This is a genomic window from Lentibacillus saliphilus, assembly GCF_019093865.1.
Classification (GTDB): domain Bacteria; phylum Bacillota; class Bacilli; order Bacillales; family Amphibacillaceae; genus Lentibacillus_B; species Lentibacillus_B saliphilus.
In genome coordinates this window covers 14461-35583 of the sequence record NZ_JABJXD010000002.1, presented here as the reverse complement: position 1 = coordinate 35583, position 21123 = coordinate 14461, and the positions used below count along the sequence as shown (strand labels likewise).

Annotated in this window: 22 protein-coding genes; 5 read left to right on the top strand and 17 right to left on the bottom strand. The window is 43.8% G+C overall.

All coding sequences use genetic code 11. The annotated features are described in order from the left end of the window. Positions 1-4 precede the first annotated feature (4 nt). The 9 genes from HPC67_RS04605 to paaA are packed head-to-tail and all read right to left on the bottom strand — an operon-like array spanning position 5 to position 7054. Entirely contained in the window at positions 5-871 is an 867-nt protein-coding gene (locus HPC67_RS04605; RefSeq protein ID WP_217586294.1) for a 3-hydroxyacyl-CoA dehydrogenase, read from the bottom strand. A 30-nt stretch (positions 872-901) separates the two neighbouring features. Continuing rightward, entirely contained in the window at positions 902-2425 is a 1524-nt protein-coding gene (locus tag HPC67_RS04600) for an aldehyde dehydrogenase family protein (protein ID WP_246569717.1), read from the bottom strand. Between the two features lie 42 nt (positions 2426-2467). Further along, positions 2468-3253: an enoyl-CoA hydratase/isomerase family protein gene (locus tag HPC67_RS04595; RefSeq protein WP_217586293.1), complete on the bottom strand. Its 786-nt coding sequence runs from the start codon at positions 3251-3253 to the stop codon at positions 2468-2470. Between the two features lie 3 nt (positions 3254-3256). Continuing rightward, positions 3257-4027: an enoyl-CoA hydratase/isomerase family protein gene (locus HPC67_RS04590; RefSeq protein ID WP_217586292.1), complete on the bottom strand. Its 771-nt coding sequence runs from the start codon at positions 4025-4027 to the stop codon at positions 3257-3259. Next, entirely contained in the window at positions 4020-4325 is a 306-nt protein-coding gene (locus HPC67_RS04585; protein WP_217586291.1) for an EthD family reductase, read from the bottom strand. Before HPC67_RS04585 ends, HPC67_RS04590 begins: the two co-directional genes overlap by 8 nt. A 19-nt stretch (positions 4326-4344) precedes the next feature. Beyond that, on the bottom strand, positions 4345-4860 hold the full coding sequence (gene paaD, locus HPC67_RS04580; protein WP_217586290.1) for a 1,2-phenylacetyl-CoA epoxidase subunit PaaD: 516 nt from the start codon (positions 4858-4860) through the stop codon (positions 4345-4347). A 22-nt stretch (positions 4861-4882) separates the two neighbouring features. After that, positions 4883-5701 carry a 1,2-phenylacetyl-CoA epoxidase subunit PaaC gene (paaC, locus tag HPC67_RS04575; protein WP_343327807.1) on the bottom strand — a complete coding sequence of 273 codons (819 nt, stop codon included), beginning with the start codon at positions 5699-5701 and terminating at the stop codon, positions 4883-4885. Beyond that, the gene (gene paaB / locus HPC67_RS04570) at positions 5698-6051 is read right to left on the bottom strand and encodes a 1,2-phenylacetyl-CoA epoxidase subunit PaaB (protein WP_217586288.1); all 354 of its coding nucleotides are present in this window, start codon (positions 6049-6051) and stop codon (positions 5698-5700) included. The genes paaC and paaB overlap by 4 nt, the downstream gene beginning before the upstream one ends. Before the next feature lie 28 nt (positions 6052-6079). Beyond that, on the bottom strand, positions 6080-7054 hold the full coding sequence (gene paaA / locus HPC67_RS04565) for a 1,2-phenylacetyl-CoA epoxidase subunit PaaA (RefSeq protein WP_217586287.1): 975 nt from the start codon (positions 7052-7054) through the stop codon (positions 6080-6082). Positions 7055-7317: 263 nt separating this feature from the next. Between paaA and paaX the strand changes: the two genes are divergently transcribed. After that, the gene (gene paaX, locus HPC67_RS04560) at positions 7318-8169 is read left to right on the top strand and encodes a phenylacetic acid degradation operon negative regulatory protein PaaX (RefSeq protein ID WP_217586286.1); all 852 of its coding nucleotides are present in this window, start codon (positions 7318-7320) and stop codon (positions 8167-8169) included. A gap of 85 nt (positions 8170-8254) precedes the next feature. Here paaX and HPC67_RS04555 read toward each other — a convergent pair whose 3' ends face one another. Further along, on the bottom strand, positions 8255-8794 hold the full coding sequence (locus HPC67_RS04555) for a gamma carbonic anhydrase family protein (protein WP_217586285.1): 540 nt from the start codon (positions 8792-8794) through the stop codon (positions 8255-8257). 25 nt (positions 8795-8819) lie between these two features. Continuing rightward, positions 8820-9245, bottom strand: coding sequence for a PaaI family thioesterase (locus HPC67_RS04550; RefSeq protein ID WP_217586284.1), 426 nt, complete (start codon positions 9243-9245; stop codon positions 8820-8822). A 241-nt stretch (positions 9246-9486) separates the two neighbouring features. On the opposite strand from HPC67_RS04550, the gene HPC67_RS04545 reads away from it, so the two are divergent. After that, a complete protein-coding gene (locus HPC67_RS04545) occupies positions 9487-10221 on the top strand; it encodes an SDR family NAD(P)-dependent oxidoreductase (RefSeq protein ID WP_217586283.1) in 735 nt (244 codons plus the stop codon). Between the two features lie 157 nt (positions 10222-10378). Continuing rightward, positions 10379-11401 (top strand): LLM class flavin-dependent oxidoreductase, encoded by a 1023-nt coding sequence (locus tag HPC67_RS04540; RefSeq protein WP_217586282.1) that lies wholly within the window; start codon positions 10379-10381, stop codon positions 11399-11401. A gap of 47 nt (positions 11402-11448) precedes the next feature. On the opposite strand, the gene HPC67_RS04535 is transcribed toward HPC67_RS04540, so the two are convergent. The 5 genes from HPC67_RS04535 to HPC67_RS04515 all read right to left on the bottom strand — a co-directional run bounded on the left by HPC67_RS04535 (position 11449) and on the right by HPC67_RS04515 (position 16476). Next, positions 11449-12132 carry a phosphoribosylaminoimidazolesuccinocarboxamide synthase gene (locus HPC67_RS04535; protein ID WP_217586281.1) on the bottom strand — a complete coding sequence of 228 codons (684 nt, stop codon included), beginning with the start codon at positions 12130-12132 and terminating at the stop codon, positions 11449-11451. A gap of 96 nt (positions 12133-12228) precedes the next feature. Next, positions 12229-12429 carry a helix-turn-helix transcriptional regulator gene (locus HPC67_RS04530; RefSeq protein WP_217586600.1) on the bottom strand — a complete coding sequence of 67 codons (201 nt, stop codon included), beginning with the start codon at positions 12427-12429 and terminating at the stop codon, positions 12229-12231. Further along, positions 12416-12937 (bottom strand): DUF6773 family protein, encoded by a 522-nt coding sequence (locus HPC67_RS04525; RefSeq protein WP_217586280.1) that lies wholly within the window; start codon positions 12935-12937, stop codon positions 12416-12418. Before HPC67_RS04525 ends, HPC67_RS04530 begins: the two co-directional genes overlap by 14 nt. 150 nt (positions 12938-13087) lie before the next feature. Beyond that, complete coding sequence (locus HPC67_RS04520) at positions 13088-15592, bottom strand: hypothetical protein (RefSeq protein ID WP_217586279.1); 2505 nt, start codon at positions 15590-15592, stop codon at positions 13088-13090. Further along, positions 15589-16476: an ABC transporter ATP-binding protein gene (locus tag HPC67_RS04515; RefSeq protein WP_217586278.1), complete on the bottom strand. Its 888-nt coding sequence runs from the start codon at positions 16474-16476 to the stop codon at positions 15589-15591. Before HPC67_RS04515 ends, HPC67_RS04520 begins: the two co-directional genes overlap by 4 nt. Positions 16477-16741: 265 nt before the next feature. Between HPC67_RS04515 and HPC67_RS04510 the strand changes: the two genes are divergently transcribed. Together HPC67_RS04510 and HPC67_RS04505 are read left to right on the top strand one after the other, a co-directional pair. Beyond that, entirely contained in the window at positions 16742-17413 is a 672-nt protein-coding gene (locus tag HPC67_RS04510) for an ABC transporter ATP-binding protein (protein WP_217586277.1), read from the top strand. A 17-nt stretch (positions 17414-17430) separates the two neighbouring features. Next, positions 17431-20016 carry an ABC transporter permease gene (locus HPC67_RS04505; protein ID WP_217586276.1) on the top strand — a complete coding sequence of 862 codons (2586 nt, stop codon included), beginning with the start codon at positions 17431-17433 and terminating at the stop codon, positions 20014-20016. Between the two features lie 49 nt (positions 20017-20065). Here HPC67_RS04505 and HPC67_RS04500 read toward each other — a convergent pair whose 3' ends face one another. Then, complete coding sequence (locus HPC67_RS04500; RefSeq protein ID WP_217586275.1) at positions 20066-20872, bottom strand: ion transporter; 807 nt, start codon at positions 20870-20872, stop codon at positions 20066-20068. Positions 20873-21123 lie beyond the last annotated feature (251 nt).

The following is a 21123-nucleotide window of genomic DNA, read 5'->3' as shown; positions in this document are numbered from 1 at the left end:
GCGATCACCCCCTGTTCTTCTCTCTATAATCGTATACGCCCCGTCCGGTTTTTCGACCTAAGCGCCCGGCCTTAACATACGTTTCTAACAAAGGTGCGGGACGAAATTTTTCTCCAAGCGTTTGATGGAGGTATTTTAAATTGTTCAGCCTTGCATCAAGCCCAACCAAATCGCCCAATTCCAGAGGTCCCATCGGATAGTTAAGGCCAAGCTTAATCGCCTTATCAATATCTTCTGCGGTCGCAATACCTTCTTGGAGCATATAAAATGCCTCATTACCAACAAGAGCACTAATGCGACTCGTCACAAATCCAGGAAATTCATTGACCTCAACCGTCTCTTTTCCCATCTGTTCCGCCGCAGCTCGAATCGCGGTAACGGTCTCATCTGTTGTTTCTAGCCCTTTTACAATTTCAACGAGCTTCATACGGTGAACTGGATTAAAAAAGTGCATCACAGCAAATTGTGCTGGTCGATTTGTAAAGGACGCTAATTCAGTTGGACTCATCGTTGATGTATTGGAGGCAATGACACAATCCAGTGAGGCATGCGATCCGACCGTCTCAAGAACCTGCTGTTTTATGTGCTTTTGTTCAGGGACAGCTTCAATAATGAGCTGACTTTTAGCAACAGAAGCTGGCATGTCCGTTGACGTCTTCAGATTTCCCAATAGGTGTTCCGCCGCTTTTTCAGTCAACTTTCCTCTGTCTAGACCTTTTTTCGTTAACGCCTCGATATGCTGTTGAGCATCATCAAGCTGATCAGTCGCTACATCAACCAATGTTGTTGTAAAGCCAGCAAGGGCGGAGACGTAGGCGATGCCCCGCCCCATCACACCAGCCCCGATGACCGTAACGTGTTGAATGTCCATGACACACCTTCTTTCATCTCTGGCTTTCGATTAAACACCGAACGGGTTAAGAGGCTTTGAGCCATAATAGGAAAGCACGCTCTTGTCTTCCATATATAAATCTAGTGATTCAACAGCAAGCTCACGTCCGAAGCCGGATTCCTTATATCCACCAAAAGGCGTTCCAGGAAAAGCAGAAAATGGACTGTTAACCATGACGATTCCCGCCTGAATTTGATGAGCGACACGCGTTGCCCGCGCCTGATTCGTCGTCCAGATGGCGGAACCGAGCCCGTATTTCGTGTCGTTCGCTCGCTTAATAACCTCTTTTTCATCAGAAAATCGCTCAACAACGACGACTGGACCGAATATCTCTTCTTTGACCGCCTTCATGTCAGGCGTCACATCAACGATAACCGTCGGCTCATACCAGTATCCACCTTCAAAGCCTTCTACTTCAGCTGCTTTTCCGCCAGTCAAAATGGTTGCACCTTCTTGAACAGCAGATTGTACATAGCCATCGATGACATCAAGCTGCTCCTGACTAATAATCGAGCCAATATGAGTTCCTTTATCAAATGGATCACCGAGAACGAGCTTCTTCGTTTTCGCAACAAATTGCTCTATGAACGTATCATAGATCGAATCATGGACAAACATCCGGGAGCGCGCCTCACATGATTGACCTGTATTAAAGTAAATGCCAAAGAGTGAACCAGCAACAGCCGCCTCCATATCTGCATCATCAAACACAATATTTGGTGACTTGCCACCAAGCTCTAGCGTGATACGCTTTAATGTACGAGATGCTTTTGCCATAATGTCTTTACCGATCGGTGTTGAGCCTGTGAATGCGACTTTATCAACAGCCTCATGGTCAACGAGATAATCACCCACAACCGCCCCCGAACCAGGAATTGTATTCACGACACCTTCGGGGACACCTGCCTCATGACAAATTTCATTGATTAATAGAGCAGTAATTGGGGTAAGACTTGCCGGTTTCACAACGACAGAGCAGCCTGCCGCAATGGCAGGGGCAATTTTCCACGCTGCCATCATCATGGGATAATTCCACGGAATAATTTGTGCACAGACACCAACGGGTTCCTTATGTGTATAATTAAAAAATCCGTACGGCATATTGTTCACGGTGCCACGGTGACCAACGATCGCACCAGCATAAAACTCAAAATCTTCAATGGCTTGGTTAATCTGAACAGTGGCAGCACCAACAGATTTACCGCTGTTCAAGACCTCCATCTCGACGAGGTCTTTAAAGCGCTCACGCATAATCGCAGCAATCTGATTTAAAACGCGTGATCGTTTCCCAACCGGATACTTACGCCATTTTCCGTGATCAAATGCGTTGCGGGCCGCCTGCACAGCCTTTTCTGCATCCGCTTCGTTCGCTTTTGCAACAGTGGCGAGCACCTCACCTGTCGCTGGGTTATGAGTGTCGTATTTGTTTTCCGACACACTCTCTGTTCGTTCTCCGTTAATAATCATTCCATAATGCGACCGTTTCATTGTGCCAACTTCAGTGACGACATCCTTTGTAGTCGTTTCTGCCATATGTTTCTCCTCCTTTAAAGCTTTTAATCTCACTCTATTCGTCTATTGACCTGTAAATTGTGCTTCGCGCTTTTCCTTAAATGCCTGCAATCCTTCTGTATGATCCGCTGATTTTCCAGCGATACGCTGTGCTTGTGCTTCTTTTTCCAGCATGACCTCATAGGCTTCATGCATGCCATCCATCATATATCGTTTGATAAGCGAAAAAGCCTTCGTCGGTTTTTGCGCCAATGCATGACTGAAGGACTGAACCTTTTCTTCCCACTCGTCTGCTGAAAACACTTCTGTTGCTAAGCCAATATCATAAGCGTCTTGCCCAGATAAAGATTCTCCCAAGACAGCTATTTCCAATGCTTTAGCATAGCCGACAAGACGTGGCAGTTCATATAAAAAACCAGAATCAGGAATGAGCCCGATATTCATAAATGCACTGATGAGCTTGGCATCTGCCTTGACGAGTCGAAAGTCAGCGGCCAGCGCGAGACTCATCCCCGCACCAGCAGCCGTTCCATTAATGGCGGCAATAATCGGTTTTGGTGTTTCTTTGATGAGACGCATCATCGGATGATACCGTTCCCTTAAAAATGCCGCATGATCGGTTTCATCATCAACACCACCTAAATCCTCACCAGCACAAAACGCCCGTCCTTGACCAGTGATTACAATCGCTCGCACAGCAGCATCTTTAGTCGCGTCCTTAAGCGCTTTGATGATCTCCTGATTCATTGTTGGTGTAAACGCGTTGAACGCTTGCGGACGATTTAACGTGATCGTCGCAATTCCGTCAGCTCGTTCATACCGGATCGTTTCCATTTCTTCAAGGTGCATCGGTCACTCTCCTTTGAATGATGGTGGACGTTTATCCAAAAACGCCTGCATGCCCTCTGTTTGATCTGCTGAATTAAATAACAAATAAAAATTTTTTCGCTCTAGTAAAAGGCCATCCTCAATGTTTTCAACTCTATGCACCGCTTCTTTAATAAAGCGAACTGAGAGAGGCGGCTGCTTCGCTAAGGCTTGCGCGAAACGCATCGTCTCCTCTTCTAGCATCTCATCAGCAACGGTGCGATTAACAATGCCAAAATGATGGGCTTCCTGAGCCGTCATTGACGTTCCAAGCAACAGCCATTCTAATGCTTTACGGCGTCCCATAACGTGTGTGAGCAGTTGTGTGCCCCCAGCACCTGGCATGACACCGAGCTTTATCTCCGGAAAACCAAATTCAGTCGTTTCCGCTGCAATGATGAGATCACAGTGAAGTGCCAATTCAAAGCCGCCGCCTAAAACAAAGCCGTGAACAGATGCGATCAGTGGCTTTTTAATTTGACGCAAGCGATCCCAATCCGCAAACGGATCAGCTATTTCCATTGACAGCGGTGTTTCTGTCATCATTTCACCGATATCAGCACCAGCCGCGAACGACCGCCCCGCCCCTTTTAAAACGATGATTCGAATCGTTTCATCCTGATCAAATGCCTCTGCTTGCTCACGAATCTCAGCAACCATTTGTCGGTTGAGAGCATTAAGGCGGTCAGGTCGATGAAGCTCAATAACACCAATATCTTCTGTTACAAGGGCTTTAATAAGGCGATGCTCAGCCATCGATATCCTCGCCGATCATTAGCGTGACCAAATCGCCGGCGAATTGCATCACATCTTTTCCGGATGCCTTACCTTCATCTGTTTTCATGGCTGCTTTGAGCGATTCGTGATCGTCATAATACATCTCGCATAACAAATAGTAATCACTCTTCCCCATTGGTGAGCCGACAATTTTCGTCACCTTCATATCCCTTAGTCCTGGTATTTTTTTCGTAAGTGGTGTATGAACGTTAAAATAATGGTCATCAAATGCTTTTTGATCCTCAGGTTGTTTGTACAGTGCGATTAATTTAACCACATTAAGTCTCCCCTTTTATTTAAAATGGTTGTGTCAGCGTTTTTCGAGTTCGTACGACCGGCTTCATCGCCTCAAATGGATTGCGACATGACATACAATATAAAATACTTCTACAGGCAGTCGGCCCAAATACATTTTCCATCGATGTATATCCAGAGCCGCAATATGGACAATCTACCGTCCACGGCTCTCCGGGCTCGTAATATTCGGGTGGTGGTGATATGCCATGTTTTTTGAGCTGTTGTTTTCCTTCTTCTGTAATGGTGTCCGTCGTCCAAGGAATGTCCATGGAAAAGGCAACATCACAACGCTCGACCCATGCCAGTTGTTCAACCGCTGCTTGCACATCCCGCTCAATAAATTGCAAAGCTGGACAGCCCGAAAACGTTGGAATCATTGTCACCTGTACCTGTTCACCGATCATGTCTACCTTATGCACCATCCCGAGATCCCAGACGCTTACAGACGGCAATTCAGGGTCATCCACTGTCTTCAACACGGCTTCCACGGCGTTTCGTTTTGTTTTTTCCGTCATCCGCATCCCCCTCCTTCACCTTTTACCAAACGGCTTTCCTGTCACTGTTGTACACTTCGGCAAACGTATCGATGGCTTGATGAAGATCTGCCGTATGCTCACCGATTCTTCCGTTTCCGAGCTCTTGTCCAAATGGCCTGTTAGGAGGTGTGTCGATGATGGCAGTTACAGCTCTGAGCCAAGCTGCCTTTAAATCGGATTCACTTGAGACGAGGGCATAATGTTCCATCGCATCCTTTTCCTCGCCCAGTACAGGCACATCCCCAATACAGCTCCACGCTTCCTCAATCCGTTGTTGAATTCGACTTCGTGCATCGGCATTGGCATTTTGGAGCTGCTCCAGCCACATACGCCAATAAGCAAGATGATAGCTTTGCTCCAGCAATACCTTCTCAGCGGCAGCCGCAAGTGGTTTATAGGACGAGTTTGTAATCGCTTCCAATTTAACTTTTTTAAACGTGTCATAAAGGAGCTGACGTACAACAGCTAGCGCCCAATCATAATAAGGCTCTTCCCAATACTGTCCATCTCCGTTCTGTCGTTCAAAATAAACGGCATTGCGACGTTCATGAGGAAGACGTTCATGGGCAATTTTGTCAGCTTTCCCTTCTCCTAGCGCCTCAAGTAATTCATAGAACATAACCGCATGCCCCATCGTGTTTTGAGTGATAGAAGAAAAGGCGACATCAGCTTCAATGTGTGGTGCAAGACCAAGCCACTCTGACCCACGAAAGGCAATGATGAAATCATCATCTGCCAGCTGATAAAGGAGTTCTTTTAGCGCTCTTAAATAAGCTACATTCTCCTGCGCTTGATCTGCCGAGGTAATAGGTTGTGTCACGTTTTCTTCACCTCTTTCCACGACATGATTTCTTTTTCATCGAGCATGCCTTGTTCTTTTTCCCGCCATTTTTTCCTTAAATAGCCGTATCCCTTCGTCGTCCGATAATCCTTGTTATCGAGGCGTTGCGTTAATTTCTGGCGCTCTTCAGATGTCAATGATCTGACCGCCTGCCTCGGCACGACCCAAATATCGACAACATCCTGACGCCTCATGAAATTCTCCTGAGCCATGAACAATGCCATATCATCATTTGGCGCAAGGAGGCTAAATTGGTACTGGAGTGGTGTTTTATGACTTCTTTTACTAAACACCTCGTATTCCTGATAAAAGGGTGTTTCATCACTCATTTCTCATCCTCCTATCCTTCCGCGCGAGCTATCGGGCTAACGCCTGACGCACCCACCGATTATGGTCATAAGCGATCGTTCTTAATGTCAACCGCTCCTGAGATCGTGGTCCTTTATTGGCAATAATGTCTTTAAACCGCGCCCAATCTGGCTGCTTGTAAATCCACCGTTCCTGCTTATCATCATAATGTACCGTCTCATCTGGTACAGTCAGCCCTAACGAAAAGACACGTGGTAAATATTTATCAAGAAATGCTTGGCGCAATTCTTCATTGGAGCTTTTACGGATCTTATATTTAATCATAATGTCCTGTTTTGACGAACCGGTTGTTTCGGCAGATGCCGGTCCAAAGAACATGAGTAACGCTTCCCACCAACGATTAAGCGAATCCTGAAGAATGGCACGCTGTTCGTCTGTACCTTCTGCCAACGCCATAATAATGGACTCTCCGTGCTGTGCATGAAACACTTCCTCTTGGCAAATGCGCTGCAGCGCGCGTTGATAAGGGCCATATGACGCATCAAGCATATTTGTTTGCGAAATAATTGCTGCACCATCGACAAGCCAGCCGACCATTCCGGCATCTGCCCACGTTTTCGTTGGCATATGAAACACGTTATGAAACTTGAGTCGACCAGCGAGCAAATCTTCAATTAAATCCTCGCGTGTCTTGCCATACGGCGCCATTAAATCTTCAGCTACCCTAAGCAGCAGCTGTCCATGGCCCATTTCATCCTGCACTTTTGCCATAATACCGAGCTTACGCCTTAATGTCGGTGCTTTTGGAACCCATTCCTTCTCAGGTAATGCACCCATAATTTCACTCATGCCATGCATCGAAATCAATTTAATTAATGCCTGGCGGTAGTCATCTGGCATCCAATCATCTGGCTCAATCTTGTCACCTGCTTCAATTCGGGTCATGAATGCGTCATATTTTGCCTCGTCCCCTTCTGCATGAGCACGAGCTGGCGAATCACCATCTTCCACATAATTGTACATAACCCAACCTCCATGACGTTTATTTAACGATATCATATCAAAACGTTATACATTAGGCAAGCGTGTATTTTAAAAACAACAAACGTTTAAAATTGTTTAAAAATATACTAAATCCCTTTTATAAAGCCTTTTTATGATATAAATATTCGGAGAAAAATTAATATATGACGTTTTTTGTTTGAACGTCAATTTATAATCATGTCTGGAGCATAATATGGTACAATAGACGTTGCTCAACTTAGAAAAGAAAGGATTCACCCCACATGGAAAAGCAATTTAATACCCGCTCAATGATATTCACCCTATACGGCGACTACATCAGGCATTGCGGAAATGTCGTCTGGATTGGGAGCCTCATCCGATTACTTCAAGCCTTTGGTCATAATGAACAGGCCGTTCGCGCAGCTATTTCGCGAATGAACCGGCAAGGCTGGATTCAAGCAAAGAAAGTTGGCAATAAGAGCTATTACGCCTTAACTGAGCGTGGCCAAGCTCGCATGGAGGAAGCATCAAAGCGTATTTATAAAACAGAGGCGCCTGAATGGGACGGCCACTGGCGCATGCTCGTCTATACCATCCCAGAGGAAAAACGCCACCTCCGTGATGAACTCAGAAAAGAGCTCGTTTGGAGTGGCTTTGGTTTACTGGCAAATAGTTGCTGGATTACACCGAATCCATTAGAGCAAGAAGTCAATGGACTTATAAAAAAATATGATATCGCTTCTTATGTATCTTTTTTTAAAGCAACCTATGAAGGGATGGCGACATCTCAAGAGCTGATTGACACATGCTGGAATTTAGATGAGATTAACGAGCACTATGCAACGTTTATAGAAACGTATAGTCAAAAGTACGTCATTGACAAAAGCAGCATGAAAAGAGGCGCGCTCACAGACGAACAATGCTTCGTTAAATGTGCCCTGCTCGTTCACCAATACCGGAAGTTTTTATTTGTCGATCCGAGCTTGCCGCGTGAATTACTTCCAGATGAGTGGCTCGGCGATTCGGCTGCAACACTATTTACAGATTATTATCAACTCCTCGCTGAGCATGCCACACGTTTTTTTGAGACGGTGTTTAATCAAGCGGAGATTCCACATACGATTAAACAGTGAACAAACCCGCTTGGACAAAGGAAAAAATCCGAGCAATGATTGTTATTAAGTTAAATAACGAATCATCGTTCGGATTTTTATTGGGTTATAACGTTTCGTCGCTAACTGCCGAGAAGATAGCGCCTTGTTTAAATTGTTGACCTTTCGTAACGTAGGTATCGATCGTTTCCTGAATCATTGCCATATCGTCATCCGTAAGCGTCCGTACGACCTTCCCAGGTGAGCCGAGGACGAGAGAACGAGGTGGTATTGTTTTACCCGGAGGTACGAGTGTGTTCGCACCGATAATTGAATAAGCACCAATGTCTGCACCATCAAGAACCGTTGCACCCATCCCAACGAGAACACCTTCCCGAAGTGTACAGCCGTGGACGATGGCGTTATGTCCAATTGATACATTGTCTTCAAGTGTCAGCGGGTATTGTTCGTATAAATGACACGTTGAATTCTCTTGAATATTACACCTTTCTCCTATACGAATTGTGCCTTCATCGCCGCGAATGACGACATTGAACCAGACACTCGAATACGCGCCTATTTCAACGTCACCAATCACTTTTGCCCCATCCGCAACATAAACCGCTTCATCTATCTTGGGTGTGTGATGGTTATATGTATAGATCATTTTTCCTCCCCCTTCCTAATAATGCTTATTCGTTTGATGTAATGAGCATAGATGATACGCAAGAGGCTACTTTCTTGTCATGTTGGTGTAAATCCGCCACAAGATAAGCCAGTTTTCGACCGAGGCGTTCTACACGTGCTTCAATTTCCACTTCACCTTGAACAGTCGGGCGGTGAAAGGTCGTCTGTAAATCGATGGATGCGAATCCCTGGTCATCACTTAAACGGGAAGTGATCGCATAGGCCATCATAATATCGGCAGCAGACGCTAGAAAGCCTCCCATCGCTACACCGAGCCCGTTGATATATTGATGGTCGACCGTCCATACGCCTTGAGCAATGCCATCTGATGCTTCATGCACCTTTACTTGGAGTGTTTGATCACAAGGAGGCGGCTCTAACTCTTGTCGTGCCACCCGTTTTAAGTCATGCACCGAATATATGCGCGTCATCATTTGCCCCCCATTAAAATCAATGATGAAATTTTATTGTACGTTTAATTTTCGTTACATGTACTATAAATAGTATGTATGGAAAAGTCAATATAATATGATATCTCCTGCTCAAAAGAGGTAAGAAGACAATTATCGAACAAATAGTGACAAATAGGCAGATAACGTGCGTTTTACACTGTATATGATATAATAAACTGGTTAAAACACTTATCCAATTTATGTCAAGGAGGAACAAAACATGGGAAGACTTCAAGACAAAGTAGCAATCGTAACAGGTGGCGCATCCGGGATCGGTGAACGTATCGTTAAATTATTCCGTTCAGAAGGTGCAACAGTTGTTGCCGCAGACATTAACCAAGCAGCATTAGACAAAATCAGCGAAAACGATGGGATTCACGGCAAGAAATTAGACGTTACTTCTGAGGAAGATTGGACAGCATTATTAAAGGATGTTAAAGATGAGTTTGGTAGCATTGACATTCTAATTAACAATGCTGGTATTAGCTCAGAAAAAACAATTGGTGAAATCGACTATCCTGAATGGGAAAAAATGCTTAAAATTAACGGCTTCGGTACACTCATTGGTATGAAGCATACACTTCCATACATGGCTGAAGCTAAATCTGGATCCATCGTTAACCTATCATCTGTTACAGCAATGGTCGGTATGGGTCTCAACACATATACATCATCAAAAGGCTCTGTTCGCGCTATGTCAAAAGCAGCTGCAACAGAATATGGCCGCTTTGGTGTACGTGTTAACGCCGTATTCCCAGGTGTTATCCAAACACCAATGACAGAAGCACTAGAATCAAGCTCTGCAGCACTCGAGCGCATCAATGCGATGACTCCACTACAGCGTCTAGGTAAGCCAGAAGAAGTTGCGAACGCTATCCTCTTCCTTGCTAGTGATGAAGCTGCTTACATTACAGGTGCAGAACTACCAATCGATGGTGGCTACTCCGCACTATAATTTTAGGTATTAAAACAGCTAGAGCGTTGTGCTCTAGCTGTTTTTTTATGTTTTTTCGCTGCCTGTCATTCCCCGAGTAGTGTCGAATGATATTGAGCCGATCATTGGTCTTCTTTCTTCTGTAAAGGTATATTGCCTTTAAGGAGGACTGATTCAGATGGATGCATTACCATTATATAGAACGTCAGGTCAAAAAAAGCTTAATGACACGGCCATATCAATACTTGACCTTGTTCCTGTCATAGAAGACGGCAGTGCTCAAGCATCTCTTGAAGCGAGTGCTGATCTCGCGCGGCATGCCGATAAATGGGGCTTCAACCGATACTGGGTCGCTGAACATCATAATCACCCCGGTATTGCCAGCTCAGCAACATCAGTTGTGATGGGTCACTTGGCCGGACAAACCGAACAGATTAGAATCGGCTCAGGTGGGGTCATGCTACCAAATCACGCAAGCCTTGTCATTGCAGAACAGTTCGGCACATTGGCAAGTCTTTATCCAAACCGCATTGATCTCGGGCTCGGTCGTGCGCCTGGTACCGACCAAATCACCGCTCACGCCTTGAGACGAACGCTTCATCAACGTGTCGAGGATTTTCCCTTACAGATTGAAGAGCTAGAAGCTTACTTCGCCGGTGAATCTCGCGTGCGAGCCATCCCTGGTGAAGGTGAACAAATCCCAATTTGGCTACTCGGTTCAAGCGACTTCAGCGCCCGACTTGCCGCGGAAACCGGCCGCCCTTTTTCATTTGCCAGTCATTTTGCCGGTGAAAATACATTGCCAGCACTGAACATATACAGAAGAAATTTCCAACCGAGCGATACACTCGCTAAGCCCTATGTCATGCTCGGCGCAAGTGTCATTGCCGGGGATACCGATGAACACGCTCAGTGGATTGCGTCCTCGCAACAACAGATGCGTGACAATTTAAGGCGGGGCATGCCAACACGTTTACAACCTCCTATTGGTGACGTTTCAGACTACGAAGGCGTGGGCGGAAGTGTCATACCGGAGCATGGCATTCAACCAATCATCGTCGGTGGACCTGATACCGTAAAGCGCGGCTTAACCGACCTTATTGAAAAAACAGGTGCCGATGAGCTGATCATTACCGAGCAAACATATAGCCAGAAAGATCGCCTTCGTTCCTATGACATCATCGCGAGCATGATGGCGTAAAACAAAAAAGAGCTGCGGTAATCGGTTCCGCAGCTCTTGCACGTTTTTTATAACCCAACAATCATGTCTGTAAGCTTCAACGGCTCGACATACGCACCATTGTAATACGCGCGCATATTCCCCCCGGAAATCTCATCAATCAAGATGATTTGTCCATCCTGATCCCGACCGAATTCCAGTTTAATATCATATAAATCGATGCCTTTTTGATCAAGTTCTGCTTTAACGACCTGAGCAATTTCCTGCGTGCGCTGCTTTAATACCGCGTACTCATCCTTCGTTAAAATCCCTAACATATCAAGCGCATCCGCACTAATTGGTGGATCTTGACGATCATCGTCTTTAAGCGTCACTTCCACGAATGCATCCAGCGTTTGACCTTCCTGCGCATATTTGCCATAACGCCTCATAAAACTACCTGTAGCCCGAAAACGACAAATTACTTCAAGACCGTCTCCAAATACGGAAGCAGGCACAACCGTCATCGTTCGCGCTTCAATATCGGAATCCACAAAGTGTGTCGGGATACCGTGTTCATGACATTTCTCAAAAAAATAAGTCGTCAGCCGTAATCCAGCCTTTCCTGCACCTTCTATCGATAAGCCGACTGTGTTAGCACCTGGATCGAATACCCCATTTTCACCGGTGACATCATCTTTGAATTGCAGTAAATAATGGCCATTATCAAGTTCGTAAACATCCTTTGTTTTTCCAGTATATACACGTTTCATCGGCTGATTCCTCACTTGTTCAAGATTTTTGACATCTATAATACTCATATTATGGCATAGCGATGACCATTCTGTAAATAACACCCTCCTCAAGCATCACTCGGCATCCTGCCAAAACAAGTCGTCGAGCGTTTTGTTTAACGTATGACAGATTGCGAGACATAGCTTTAAAGTAGGGTTATAGTTTCCTAACTCTATGAGGCCAATCGTCTGACGTGACACACCGACACGCTCAGCCAGCTCAGCCTGTGATAAGTCATGCTCAACCCGCGCCATTTTCAACTTAATATTTTTCATCGTCATCACCAAGCATCTTGTCAATCTCTCGCTCACTTTTTCGTTTGGCAAGCTCACTTCCGACCACAAGCAGCATGATGAAAACGGGTAAATAAATCATGAGAGATCCAAAAGCTGTCAACAGAAAGTAATAAACACTTTGGGCAAAGCCTTCTGCATATTGAACCGCACTATTAATTCCGAAAGCAAGCGCAATGACGACACCTAGACCGATGCTCATTACGAGGTTTTTCTTCTGCATGGACCATTTGCTTTGACGGTCATGCAATTCAACCTCTGCAGAAAACACACCGAGCTTAGCTGAGCGATACGTATAATACAGACCGCCCGCAATTAAAATGGTCAGCTCAGTGGATATATGCTCAAAACCCGGTTCATATACAAAACGCTTGATTACGACCGATGCGGCACAAATCACCAAGATTAAAATATACAATTCAGCATAAATCTTATTCTTCATGTTAACGACACGTTCATCCTGTACAGCCCTTTTTTTAAACAAGCCCATAGCGGCTCCCTCCTTATCATCTGATATCATCATATAACAATATTTGTCATCATGCAATATATATACGTCATTTTGGTGATCAAAGTATGCTAAAAGACAAAAAAAGATCGCCTACCCATTCATGAAGGTAGGCGTTGAATGACGCATTGGTCAACCTCTTTTTTTATACTTTAAACCGATGTGACCGATGATCATGACACAGACGGTGGCGATGAGGAGTACAGCACTACCTACCATCCAATGAACAAGAGGTTGATCGAGTTGTGTCGCAATCTCCCCGTTCACCACGCGGTTAATATCAACATACGTAAAAGGCGATAAGTAAGTAAATCCCTCTAACAGTGTTTGTGTCAAGACAAATCCACCAACAAAGATAAGCACTGTCATCAGAAAAACATTGAATATCCGTTTAAAGAATACGGACACAACAATAGATACGATCACGACGAGCACAGTCAATAGGTAAAGCAGCAGGAGCTCACGAAGTATAAAATCACCGAGCGAGATAAAATGAAAGCCGTAGTTTCCAAATTCAGTTAACGTGCCTTCATACCCAGGTGCTGTTGACGCTTGGCGCGTATCATAATGTAAAATCGGATATAGCCAATCACCGAAACGATTAAATAGCGTTCCAATGAGCACGATCAATAGACCGAGCCCAGCAATAACCGACGTAATGATCAATACCACATGAATAATTTTCCCATACAATATTGCATGATCTGTTACGGGCTGTGTTTGCACATAATGAAGTGGTCGTTTTTTACCCTGTTCACCAGCAAAACCTGCCCCCAACAAAAACAAGAGTAAAACGATCGGCAATAAATAACCATATCTCTCAAAAAACATGTATAAGCTATACAAGCCACTGTCGCTTACTTTTGTATTTTCTTCTTTAAATTTTTCCCTTTTAACCTGTTCAAGCGGATCGTTTTCTTGCCACTGCTCATGGATATTCGTCATAAAGTCACCGGGAAGTAACGGTTGGATGTCGTGTTTAACGAGCCACTCTTTCTCTGCAATACTTGCCTCAATCCCAAATCGTCCATACGATTCAAAACCAAACAAAATTGGTCCCTTCGAGTTATCAAGCATGTTGTTGTGAAACAATTGATAGTCCGCTAACGGCTTCGTATTACCAGAATTATAGCTATCCAAAGCCTTCTCGCCCAACATCATAATTGTCTTTAAGGCTGTCATCCATTGTTCAGGTGTTCGGTCAACTTGTTCATTTTTTCCATCTGGTTGTTTTCCTGAAGACCCGATCAATTCCTCAATATCTTTTATTTCTAATTCAATTGCGTTGAGATACGCTTCAAGACTAGCCATATACGTGCGCGCTTTCGTTTCTGCTTCATAAGAAATGAGAGCATAACTCATGATGATTGCTAAGCAAAGGACAGCTAAGACACGAAAAAATTGACCGCACCGCAGCAACTTACGCCACTCAAACACGAATACGTTACTGATCATTGAGCCATTTGATCGCCGTGTGTGCCCAGAACGAAATGGCGGTTTAAAAACACGCCCACCAAGTAAAGTACGCTCACTTTCTGGCAACACAATCGCAAGACTAACCAATACAACACTCCATACAAGCGCAAAAGCTGGATAAAGCCAATCCGTCTCCTGTGGTATCCCCGCTAAAACATCAGTGAAACGGAGATGTTGAAACGGGTTGACAGGAGATTGGAGCACAGGAAAGAAATCCGTTACAAATAAACCTACTCCGAGAATTGAAAAGACGATCAGAAACGAGGTGAACACATGCTTGATCCAAGTTGCAGCAAGTATATTTAAAGCAAACACAAACATACCTACACCGACAAACAATACCATTGTACGAACGACGTGCTCAAGACTCGTCATAATATAGATGTCAGTTCCACTTGAGAGAACATGTGGATACGCTGTATATAAAGCGCCGGCACCAAACAGCTTTGAAACGAGCAATGATAAGCCAATGACTAATCCAACATACACAGAAAGTACCATTAATAAACTCGTGAATTTAGCGATCATGTGTTTTGACACTTGAATGGGCTGCGTCCTTAACGTCAACCACGTATGCTGTTCTTTTTCGACTACTAATGTATGGCCAAAAAATAAAAGCAATACAACCACACCTGCTAAGCCAAATAACCAACTACCTGCTTCTTTCATAAACAAATGTGGTGAAATCGGATGCTGTTCATCTTCATATGGCAAATCATGCACGAGCATCCATGCATTCTTCTGGCGCTCAACATCTAGTTCCTTTCCCCCCAGCTCAGGAAGCACGCCGCCCGCTTCTTTAAACGTCGTTAAGGCTTCTAAAAACGCTGCTTCTTTCTTGGGTACAGCCATCCAGTTCTCTTGATTAATCTCTAACACCCATTCACTTAGAGCAGCTCTTACATCTTTAATGAGCTTTGAGTGGTTTAATCCCTGTTCATCTAATTGATCGCTAAATTTTTTAATATCAAGTTCTTGATCAACCCGAGCCACTTGCGATTGATACGATTCCGTCTTTGATTTGAGGCTTTGGGCATATTCAGCCGGCTGTGGAACATGGTATTGATACAAATATACGGTCGGTAACACAATAATAAGCAACAACCAAAGCAGCTTCTTCTGTCTCCATATTTTCTTCAATTCAAATTTAAGAGCCTTCATTCGCGCTGCCCCGCTTTAGTGAAAATTGTTCGATACCGTTCTTCAGATCCAGCGACTTTTTTATTAATATCATGCACCGTGACATGACCGTCTTTTAAACTTTGAAACAACTGATGGACAGGTGTGTCACCTAGACATACTCGCAAACTATTCTCCGCTATTTTTTCAATTGTCACTGTCGTCTTTTGAAGCGTCGCTACCGCTTGTTCAGGACGATCAACGGTTAGCTCATAAAAAACCTGCTCATGCTCAGACATATCTTCTTTTATGAGGCGACCATCCTTTAAAAAGAGAATGTGTGACGTTAATCGATCAATCTCAGCGAGGTTGTGTGAGGATAATAATATGGTTGTACCTTCTTGATACAGCGTCTTCAATAATTGACGAACCCGAATCTGACTCGACGGGTCTAGCCCATTGAGTGGCTCATCCAGTATGAGCAACTTCGGATCATTCACAAGCGCCATCGTTAACAGCAAATGCTGCTTCATACCGAGTGAGTATGCAGCTGTTTTTTTATTTAAATATGCCGTCATGCCAACACGTTCGGCCGTATTAAGAATCTGTTGTCGAGAAAGCCCCTGCACATCGCCAATAAACTGAAGATGGTCATAGCCCGTCAAATAATCGTACAGAACAGAATGATCCTGCATAAAAGACATATTACGAAAAATATTAGGGTCTGTGTTTGATTTGCCCAAAATTGTAACTGACCCTTCGTCCATTTTCAGAATATGTGTCATCACGTTCATCAAAGTCGATTTTCCTGAGCCATTTGGACCAACGAGCGCAACAATATCTGGCTCCGGAATACTGAATGAGACATTGTCCAGCACTTTCTGTTTACCAAATGACTTGTGAACATCCTTAACAGATACAATCATTTTTTTACCTCCTATGATCGCTTGATAATCTTGGAATCATTGGTGAAGGAACGCCTGTAGGACTAACGGATGGTTGTGGGATCGTAGCTCATATAACAAAATGTCTTATACTTTATACGTTTGTTGCAGCAGAAAGATTTCAAAACTAAATGAATTTATTAGATTATTATTGTTTTTTTGTTTTTTGTGTTAAAATAAAAAATAACTAATGTACGCGCTATATAATAACTAATCTGTAAAGCGATTATGTAAAGGGGTGGCAATATTGGAAATAGAACTATCACATGCATCTGTTCAGTTTCAAGGGGACCCAATCGTCAAAGCACTTGAAGATATTCAACTAACCATTAAACAAGGAGAGTGGATAACGATTGTAGGTCCCTCTGGCTCTGGAAAGACGACATTGCTCAACGTCATTGGAGGTCTGCAGACTCTAACAAATGGTGATTTGTCTATAGATGACCAACGATTATCTGATTTCACCAAGGAAGAGTTGCAATTATATAGAAGAAATAAGGTTGGATATATCTATCAGGATTACCAGCTGTTTGAACAATTTACCGCCTTAGAAAATGTTATGGTACCGTTATGGCCTTATATGAACAAAAAAACGTTAAAAGAGACCGCTCAACAATGCCTAGCTGAATTAAATATGGATCATCGCCTTCACGCACTGCCCAGCAAATTATCTGGCGGTGAAAAACAGCGGGTCGCAATCGCACGAGCATTATTGAACCAGCCTGATGCATTATTGTGTGATGAACCGACAGGCAATCTAGATGTGAACAATCGAGATACGATTTTACATACATTGAAAGATCTTCATCAAAAAGGGATGACCATTTTGTTCGTCACCCATGACTTAGAAATCGCTAAATGGGGCGACCGCCATATCCACATTCGTGATGGAAAAATTGAGGAAAGCATACACATTTAAAGGGGGGATTGTTCTGTATGCGCGGACTTATCTGGCAATATATGAAACGGCAAATGGTGGCCAACTTAGCATTTATGTTTGCACTCCTATTAATCATAGTCGTTCTCCCATTAACAATTGTTTCGCTTAACAATATACATCAGAAAATCGAATCTGACATATCGTATTACGCTCGCGGAACCTATGATCTCTTAGTCCGATCACCCGAAAACAAACATCCACTTGAAGAGGAGCTGGGCATTGTTCCCGATAATTATATCGGATTTGGTCATGGCGGCATCGCACTAGAGGATTGGGAGACTTTAAAACAAAATCCCGATATCGACATTGCCGCCCCTGTATCTTCACTTGGTTATTTTACAGGTATTCGTTCAAATATGACCTTAAAACCACCAGCTTCATCAACGCGATATTCGGTGCAATTCTCAACATCGGACGGGATTAATGACTATCCTATGGGAGATAAACAGGAATGTATTTTGTTGGAGCCTTCTACCTCAGAGCGTTTTAATTTCCAACCAATCATTTCTGATATTGACTTATTAAACATGTGTGACCAAGCAGCTTCATTTTACATACCGGCGTCATACCATTTACTCGTAGGGATTGACCCGGAGGAAGAAGAAAAGTTAACCGGCATCCCTTTCGAAATGAATCGGATGGGCTGGGGCAAAACAGCAGCGATTGATAGTGGTTTACCTGACGCTCATATCATGCCCGTATTAGAATTGGAGCATGATACTGCGATTAATTTAGCAGCACAAATTAAATTAGACCGCTTAGACGTTGACGCTGAAAAGATGGCAGCATACAGCAAACAGTTAGACTTAGAAAATGAGCCCGACTCATTGTTTTTAACCCAATTCCACACACCTAAATACAAAGCTTTAACGAAAGACCTTTTAACGATGGACGCCTTAGCAACAGATGAATTCCAAGCAGATATCGCATCAAGATTAAATGTTTTTTTCCAAGAGCCCATACTCATGAATGAAAGTGGACATATGGAAGACTTAGTTGCTGACGGCGAATTTTTTGGCGTTGTTGACCTTAACCATAGTGCGCAATATTATTTAGCTGGATATCCGTCATATGAGATGAACGGTGATACAATAACGGTCAATAAAGTATCTGACTTTAACAATATTCCCGTTTACAGAACGTTGGAGCAAAAAGGCGTCCATAGCATTGGTGATGCATCATTAGATGATGAAACGAAAAAGGATGTTTCTTTTATTCCTGATCCAATCGGCACGGTAAAAATCCCAAAGCAAAACGAGCAGCTGGCATCGAGCCCATTAGGCATTTACCAATTCCAACCCGCATACCACATTCATAACGAAACAGGGGAGAAAACACCGCTTCAACCGACTGCTACACCTGGAAGCTTTTTGCCCATTCCAGCAAAAGGGATAACGAATATAGAAGCTGCAGCACATGTTAAAGGTGAACGCCCCATTGACGCCATCCGGGTTAAAGTTGCTGGCATTGAGGGTTATACAGATGAAGCTGTTACCAAGATAGAAAAAATTGCTAAAGATATTGAAGCAATGGGATATGAGGTGACGATGATTGCAGGTGCCTCTCCACAGAAGATTCAGTTTGAAGTGGAGGACGTCGGCTTAGTGGAAGAATCATGGACGACCTTGGGTGCAGCAGGAACCATTGTTAGTGAATGGAGCGTGACGAATCTCGTTTTAGGCGTCCTCTTTATTGTCGTCGCCGTAACGTACGTGACGAACCGGCAGTTTTTTTGGCACATTAATAAAAAACAGGATATCTTATTATTCAACAAGCTCGGTTGGCAAACAGGCCAAGTGTTGCAGTTCTTCAGGAAAGAAATGATCTATTTACTTGGATTTTCAGCAGTGTTTTCTTTGCCCGTCCTATACGCTCTTAATCAATGGCTGTTATTTCCGAACAGCATCTATATGTGGTTGACTGTCGATGCATCTCTTATCATTCTATTCATGCTTTTGCTTACGACACGAAAGATTCATACTGTCATGAAACAAACGAGCATATCAACAGACAAAAGATCAAAAGAGCGGATAAAAGGGCAATCGCTTATTGTTAAAAACATTAAACACTTTTCATCATTCATTAAAGCACCGTTTTTCCAGTTCATATCGGTCAGTATGTTGGCGTCTTTCGTCTATTTATCGCTTACAGAAACAGTCGAAAAGACAAATCTAACCTTGCTCGGTGAGTACATTAACGTGCAAACGAGTGAATGGCACGTCATCTTAATGGCGGCTGCCTTTTTACTCACAGTGTTTACATTAATCGAGAGCCTCACATCATTGTTACACGTGCGGCAAAAGGAAATTGTGCTATTCAATCGTATTGGCTGGAAGCAACGCCATATAAAAACGTTATATATGGGTGAAGTCGCAGTTTGGAGCGGCATCGCAATTGCCCTCGGAACCATTTTGAGCGGCCTAACGTTTAGCGTGTTGTATACGCTCAATCAAACGATGCTACTCCGTTTAGGCGCATCCTTTCTAGGCTTTTACCTCATCGTATTGACCCTATCATTTGTGGTCATTCATTATAGATTAAACCGAAAACACGACCGTGAGACGATGAAGCAGGTAGGGTGAAGGTAAACAAAACCGGGAGAAATCTTTTCTCCCGGTTTGTTCATGTGCGCTATGATTTACCCACGTCATTGCTTGAATTCTTTTTCAAAAGTTCTTTAATATCCTCAAGTTCTTTTTGGACCTCGGCGAGCTTAACCTCAGTTGGTGATGGACGCTCCTCAGCGTTTGCCTCTTCGACATTGTTGACGACAACACCGACGAACAAGTTAAAAATGACAAACGTCCCAACGAGGATAAAGGTGACGAAAAACCACCATGATGAAGGGTCCTCTGCCAAGATCGGACGCATGACCCCGCTCGCCCACGACTCTAACGTCACAACCTGAAATAAGGTCAACAACGACGCATGTAAACTGCCGAAATACTCAGGTGCCACGTCTTTAAATAACGTCGTACCAATCACACCGTATATGTAAAAAAACAAACTGAGCAACAGCAAAATTGTGCCCATCGACGGGATTGTTAACAGTAGCGCATTAACCATGCGCCGTAGTGACGGCACAATCGAAATCGCCCGGAGCACACGAAGCACGCGCAATATTCGTAGAACAGTTACATAGTAGGCACCGACAAGAATATGACCACTCGCAACAATTATAAAGTCAAATAGACTCCACGGATCAGTAAAAAACGCTTTTAATGACGTACTGCCGATCAGTCTAATGATAATTTCGATCGTAAATACCCACAGCAGAATCTGATCTAATATATATATCAACGTCGCATATCGACTCGCGATGGCTTCATACGTTTCCAAGCCAACGAGGACTGCATTAACGAGAATTAAACCGATGATCACATTCATAAAAATAGGATGCTGTGAGATCGTTCGACAAGCTGTTTTGATCTGTTTCATTGAATCGCTTCCCCCCTCCCGCTTATTTTACTGATTTCATAGCGGTCTGTCATCTTTTAATCACGTGAGTTTTGGATGACATTATTGAGGATTGAGAGGAGCGCGGATTTCGTGCGTGGGCTTGACGTTTTATTGCGGACGAGCGCCGATTTTGAGTGCATTCTTGCCGATTCATAGCGTGCGTTCGCCGATTTTGAACACATACTCGCCGATTCTTACCGTGCATTCGCCGATTTTGAGCACATTCTCGC

Coding starts and splice junctions, on each gene's coding strand:
- HPC67_RS04605 (WP_217586294.1), bottom strand. CDS start 871: ATGGACATTCAACACGTTACGGTCATCGGGGCTGGTGTGATGGGGCGG.
- HPC67_RS04600 (WP_246569717.1), bottom strand. CDS start 2,425: ATGGCAGAAACGACTACAAAGGATGTCGTCACTGAAGTTGGCACAATG.
- HPC67_RS04595 (WP_217586293.1), bottom strand. CDS start 3,253: ATGCACCTTGAAGAAATGGAAACGATCCGGTATGAACGAGCTGACGGA.
- HPC67_RS04590 (WP_217586292.1), bottom strand. CDS start 4,027: ATGGCTGAGCATCGCCTTATTAAAGCCCTTGTAACAGAAGATATTGGT.
- paaD (WP_217586290.1), bottom strand. CDS start 4,860: ATGACGGAAAAAACAAAACGAAACGCCGTGGAAGCCGTGTTGAAGACA.
- paaB (WP_217586288.1), bottom strand. CDS start 6,051: ATGAGTGATGAAACACCCTTTTATCAGGAATACGAGGTGTTTAGTAAA.
- paaA (WP_217586287.1), bottom strand. CDS start 7,054: ATGTACAATTATGTGGAAGATGGTGATTCGCCAGCTCGTGCTCATGCA.
- paaX (WP_217586286.1), top strand. CDS start 7,318: ATGGAAAAGCAATTTAATACCCGCTCAATGATATTCACCCTATACGGC.
- HPC67_RS04555 (WP_217586285.1), bottom strand. CDS start 8,794: ATGATCTATACATATAACCATCACACACCCAAGATAGATGAAGCGGTT.
- HPC67_RS04550 (WP_217586284.1), bottom strand. CDS start 9,245: ATGACGCGCATATATTCGGTGCATGACTTAAAACGGGTGGCACGACAA.
- HPC67_RS04545 (WP_217586283.1), top strand. CDS start 9,487: ATGGGAAGACTTCAAGACAAAGTAGCAATCGTAACAGGTGGCGCATCC.
- HPC67_RS04540 (WP_217586282.1), top strand. CDS start 10,379: ATGGATGCATTACCATTATATAGAACGTCAGGTCAAAAAAAGCTTAAT.
- HPC67_RS04535 (WP_217586281.1), bottom strand. CDS start 12,132: ATGAAACGTGTATATACTGGAAAAACAAAGGATGTTTACGAACTTGAT.
- HPC67_RS04530 (WP_217586600.1), bottom strand. CDS start 12,429: ATGAAAAATATTAAGTTGAAAATGGCGCGGGTTGAGCATGACTTATCA.
- HPC67_RS04525 (WP_217586280.1), bottom strand. CDS start 12,937: ATGGGCTTGTTTAAAAAAAGGGCTGTACAGGATGAACGTGTCGTTAAC.
- HPC67_RS04520 (WP_217586279.1), bottom strand. CDS start 15,592: ATGAAGGCTCTTAAATTTGAATTGAAGAAAATATGGAGACAGAAGAAG.
- HPC67_RS04515 (WP_217586278.1), bottom strand. CDS start 16,476: ATGATTGTATCTGTTAAGGATGTTCACAAGTCATTTGGTAAACAGAAA.
- HPC67_RS04505 (WP_217586276.1), top strand. CDS start 17,431: ATGCGCGGACTTATCTGGCAATATATGAAACGGCAAATGGTGGCCAAC.
- HPC67_RS04500 (WP_217586275.1), bottom strand. CDS start 20,872: ATGAAACAGATCAAAACAGCTTGTCGAACGATCTCACAGCATCCTATT.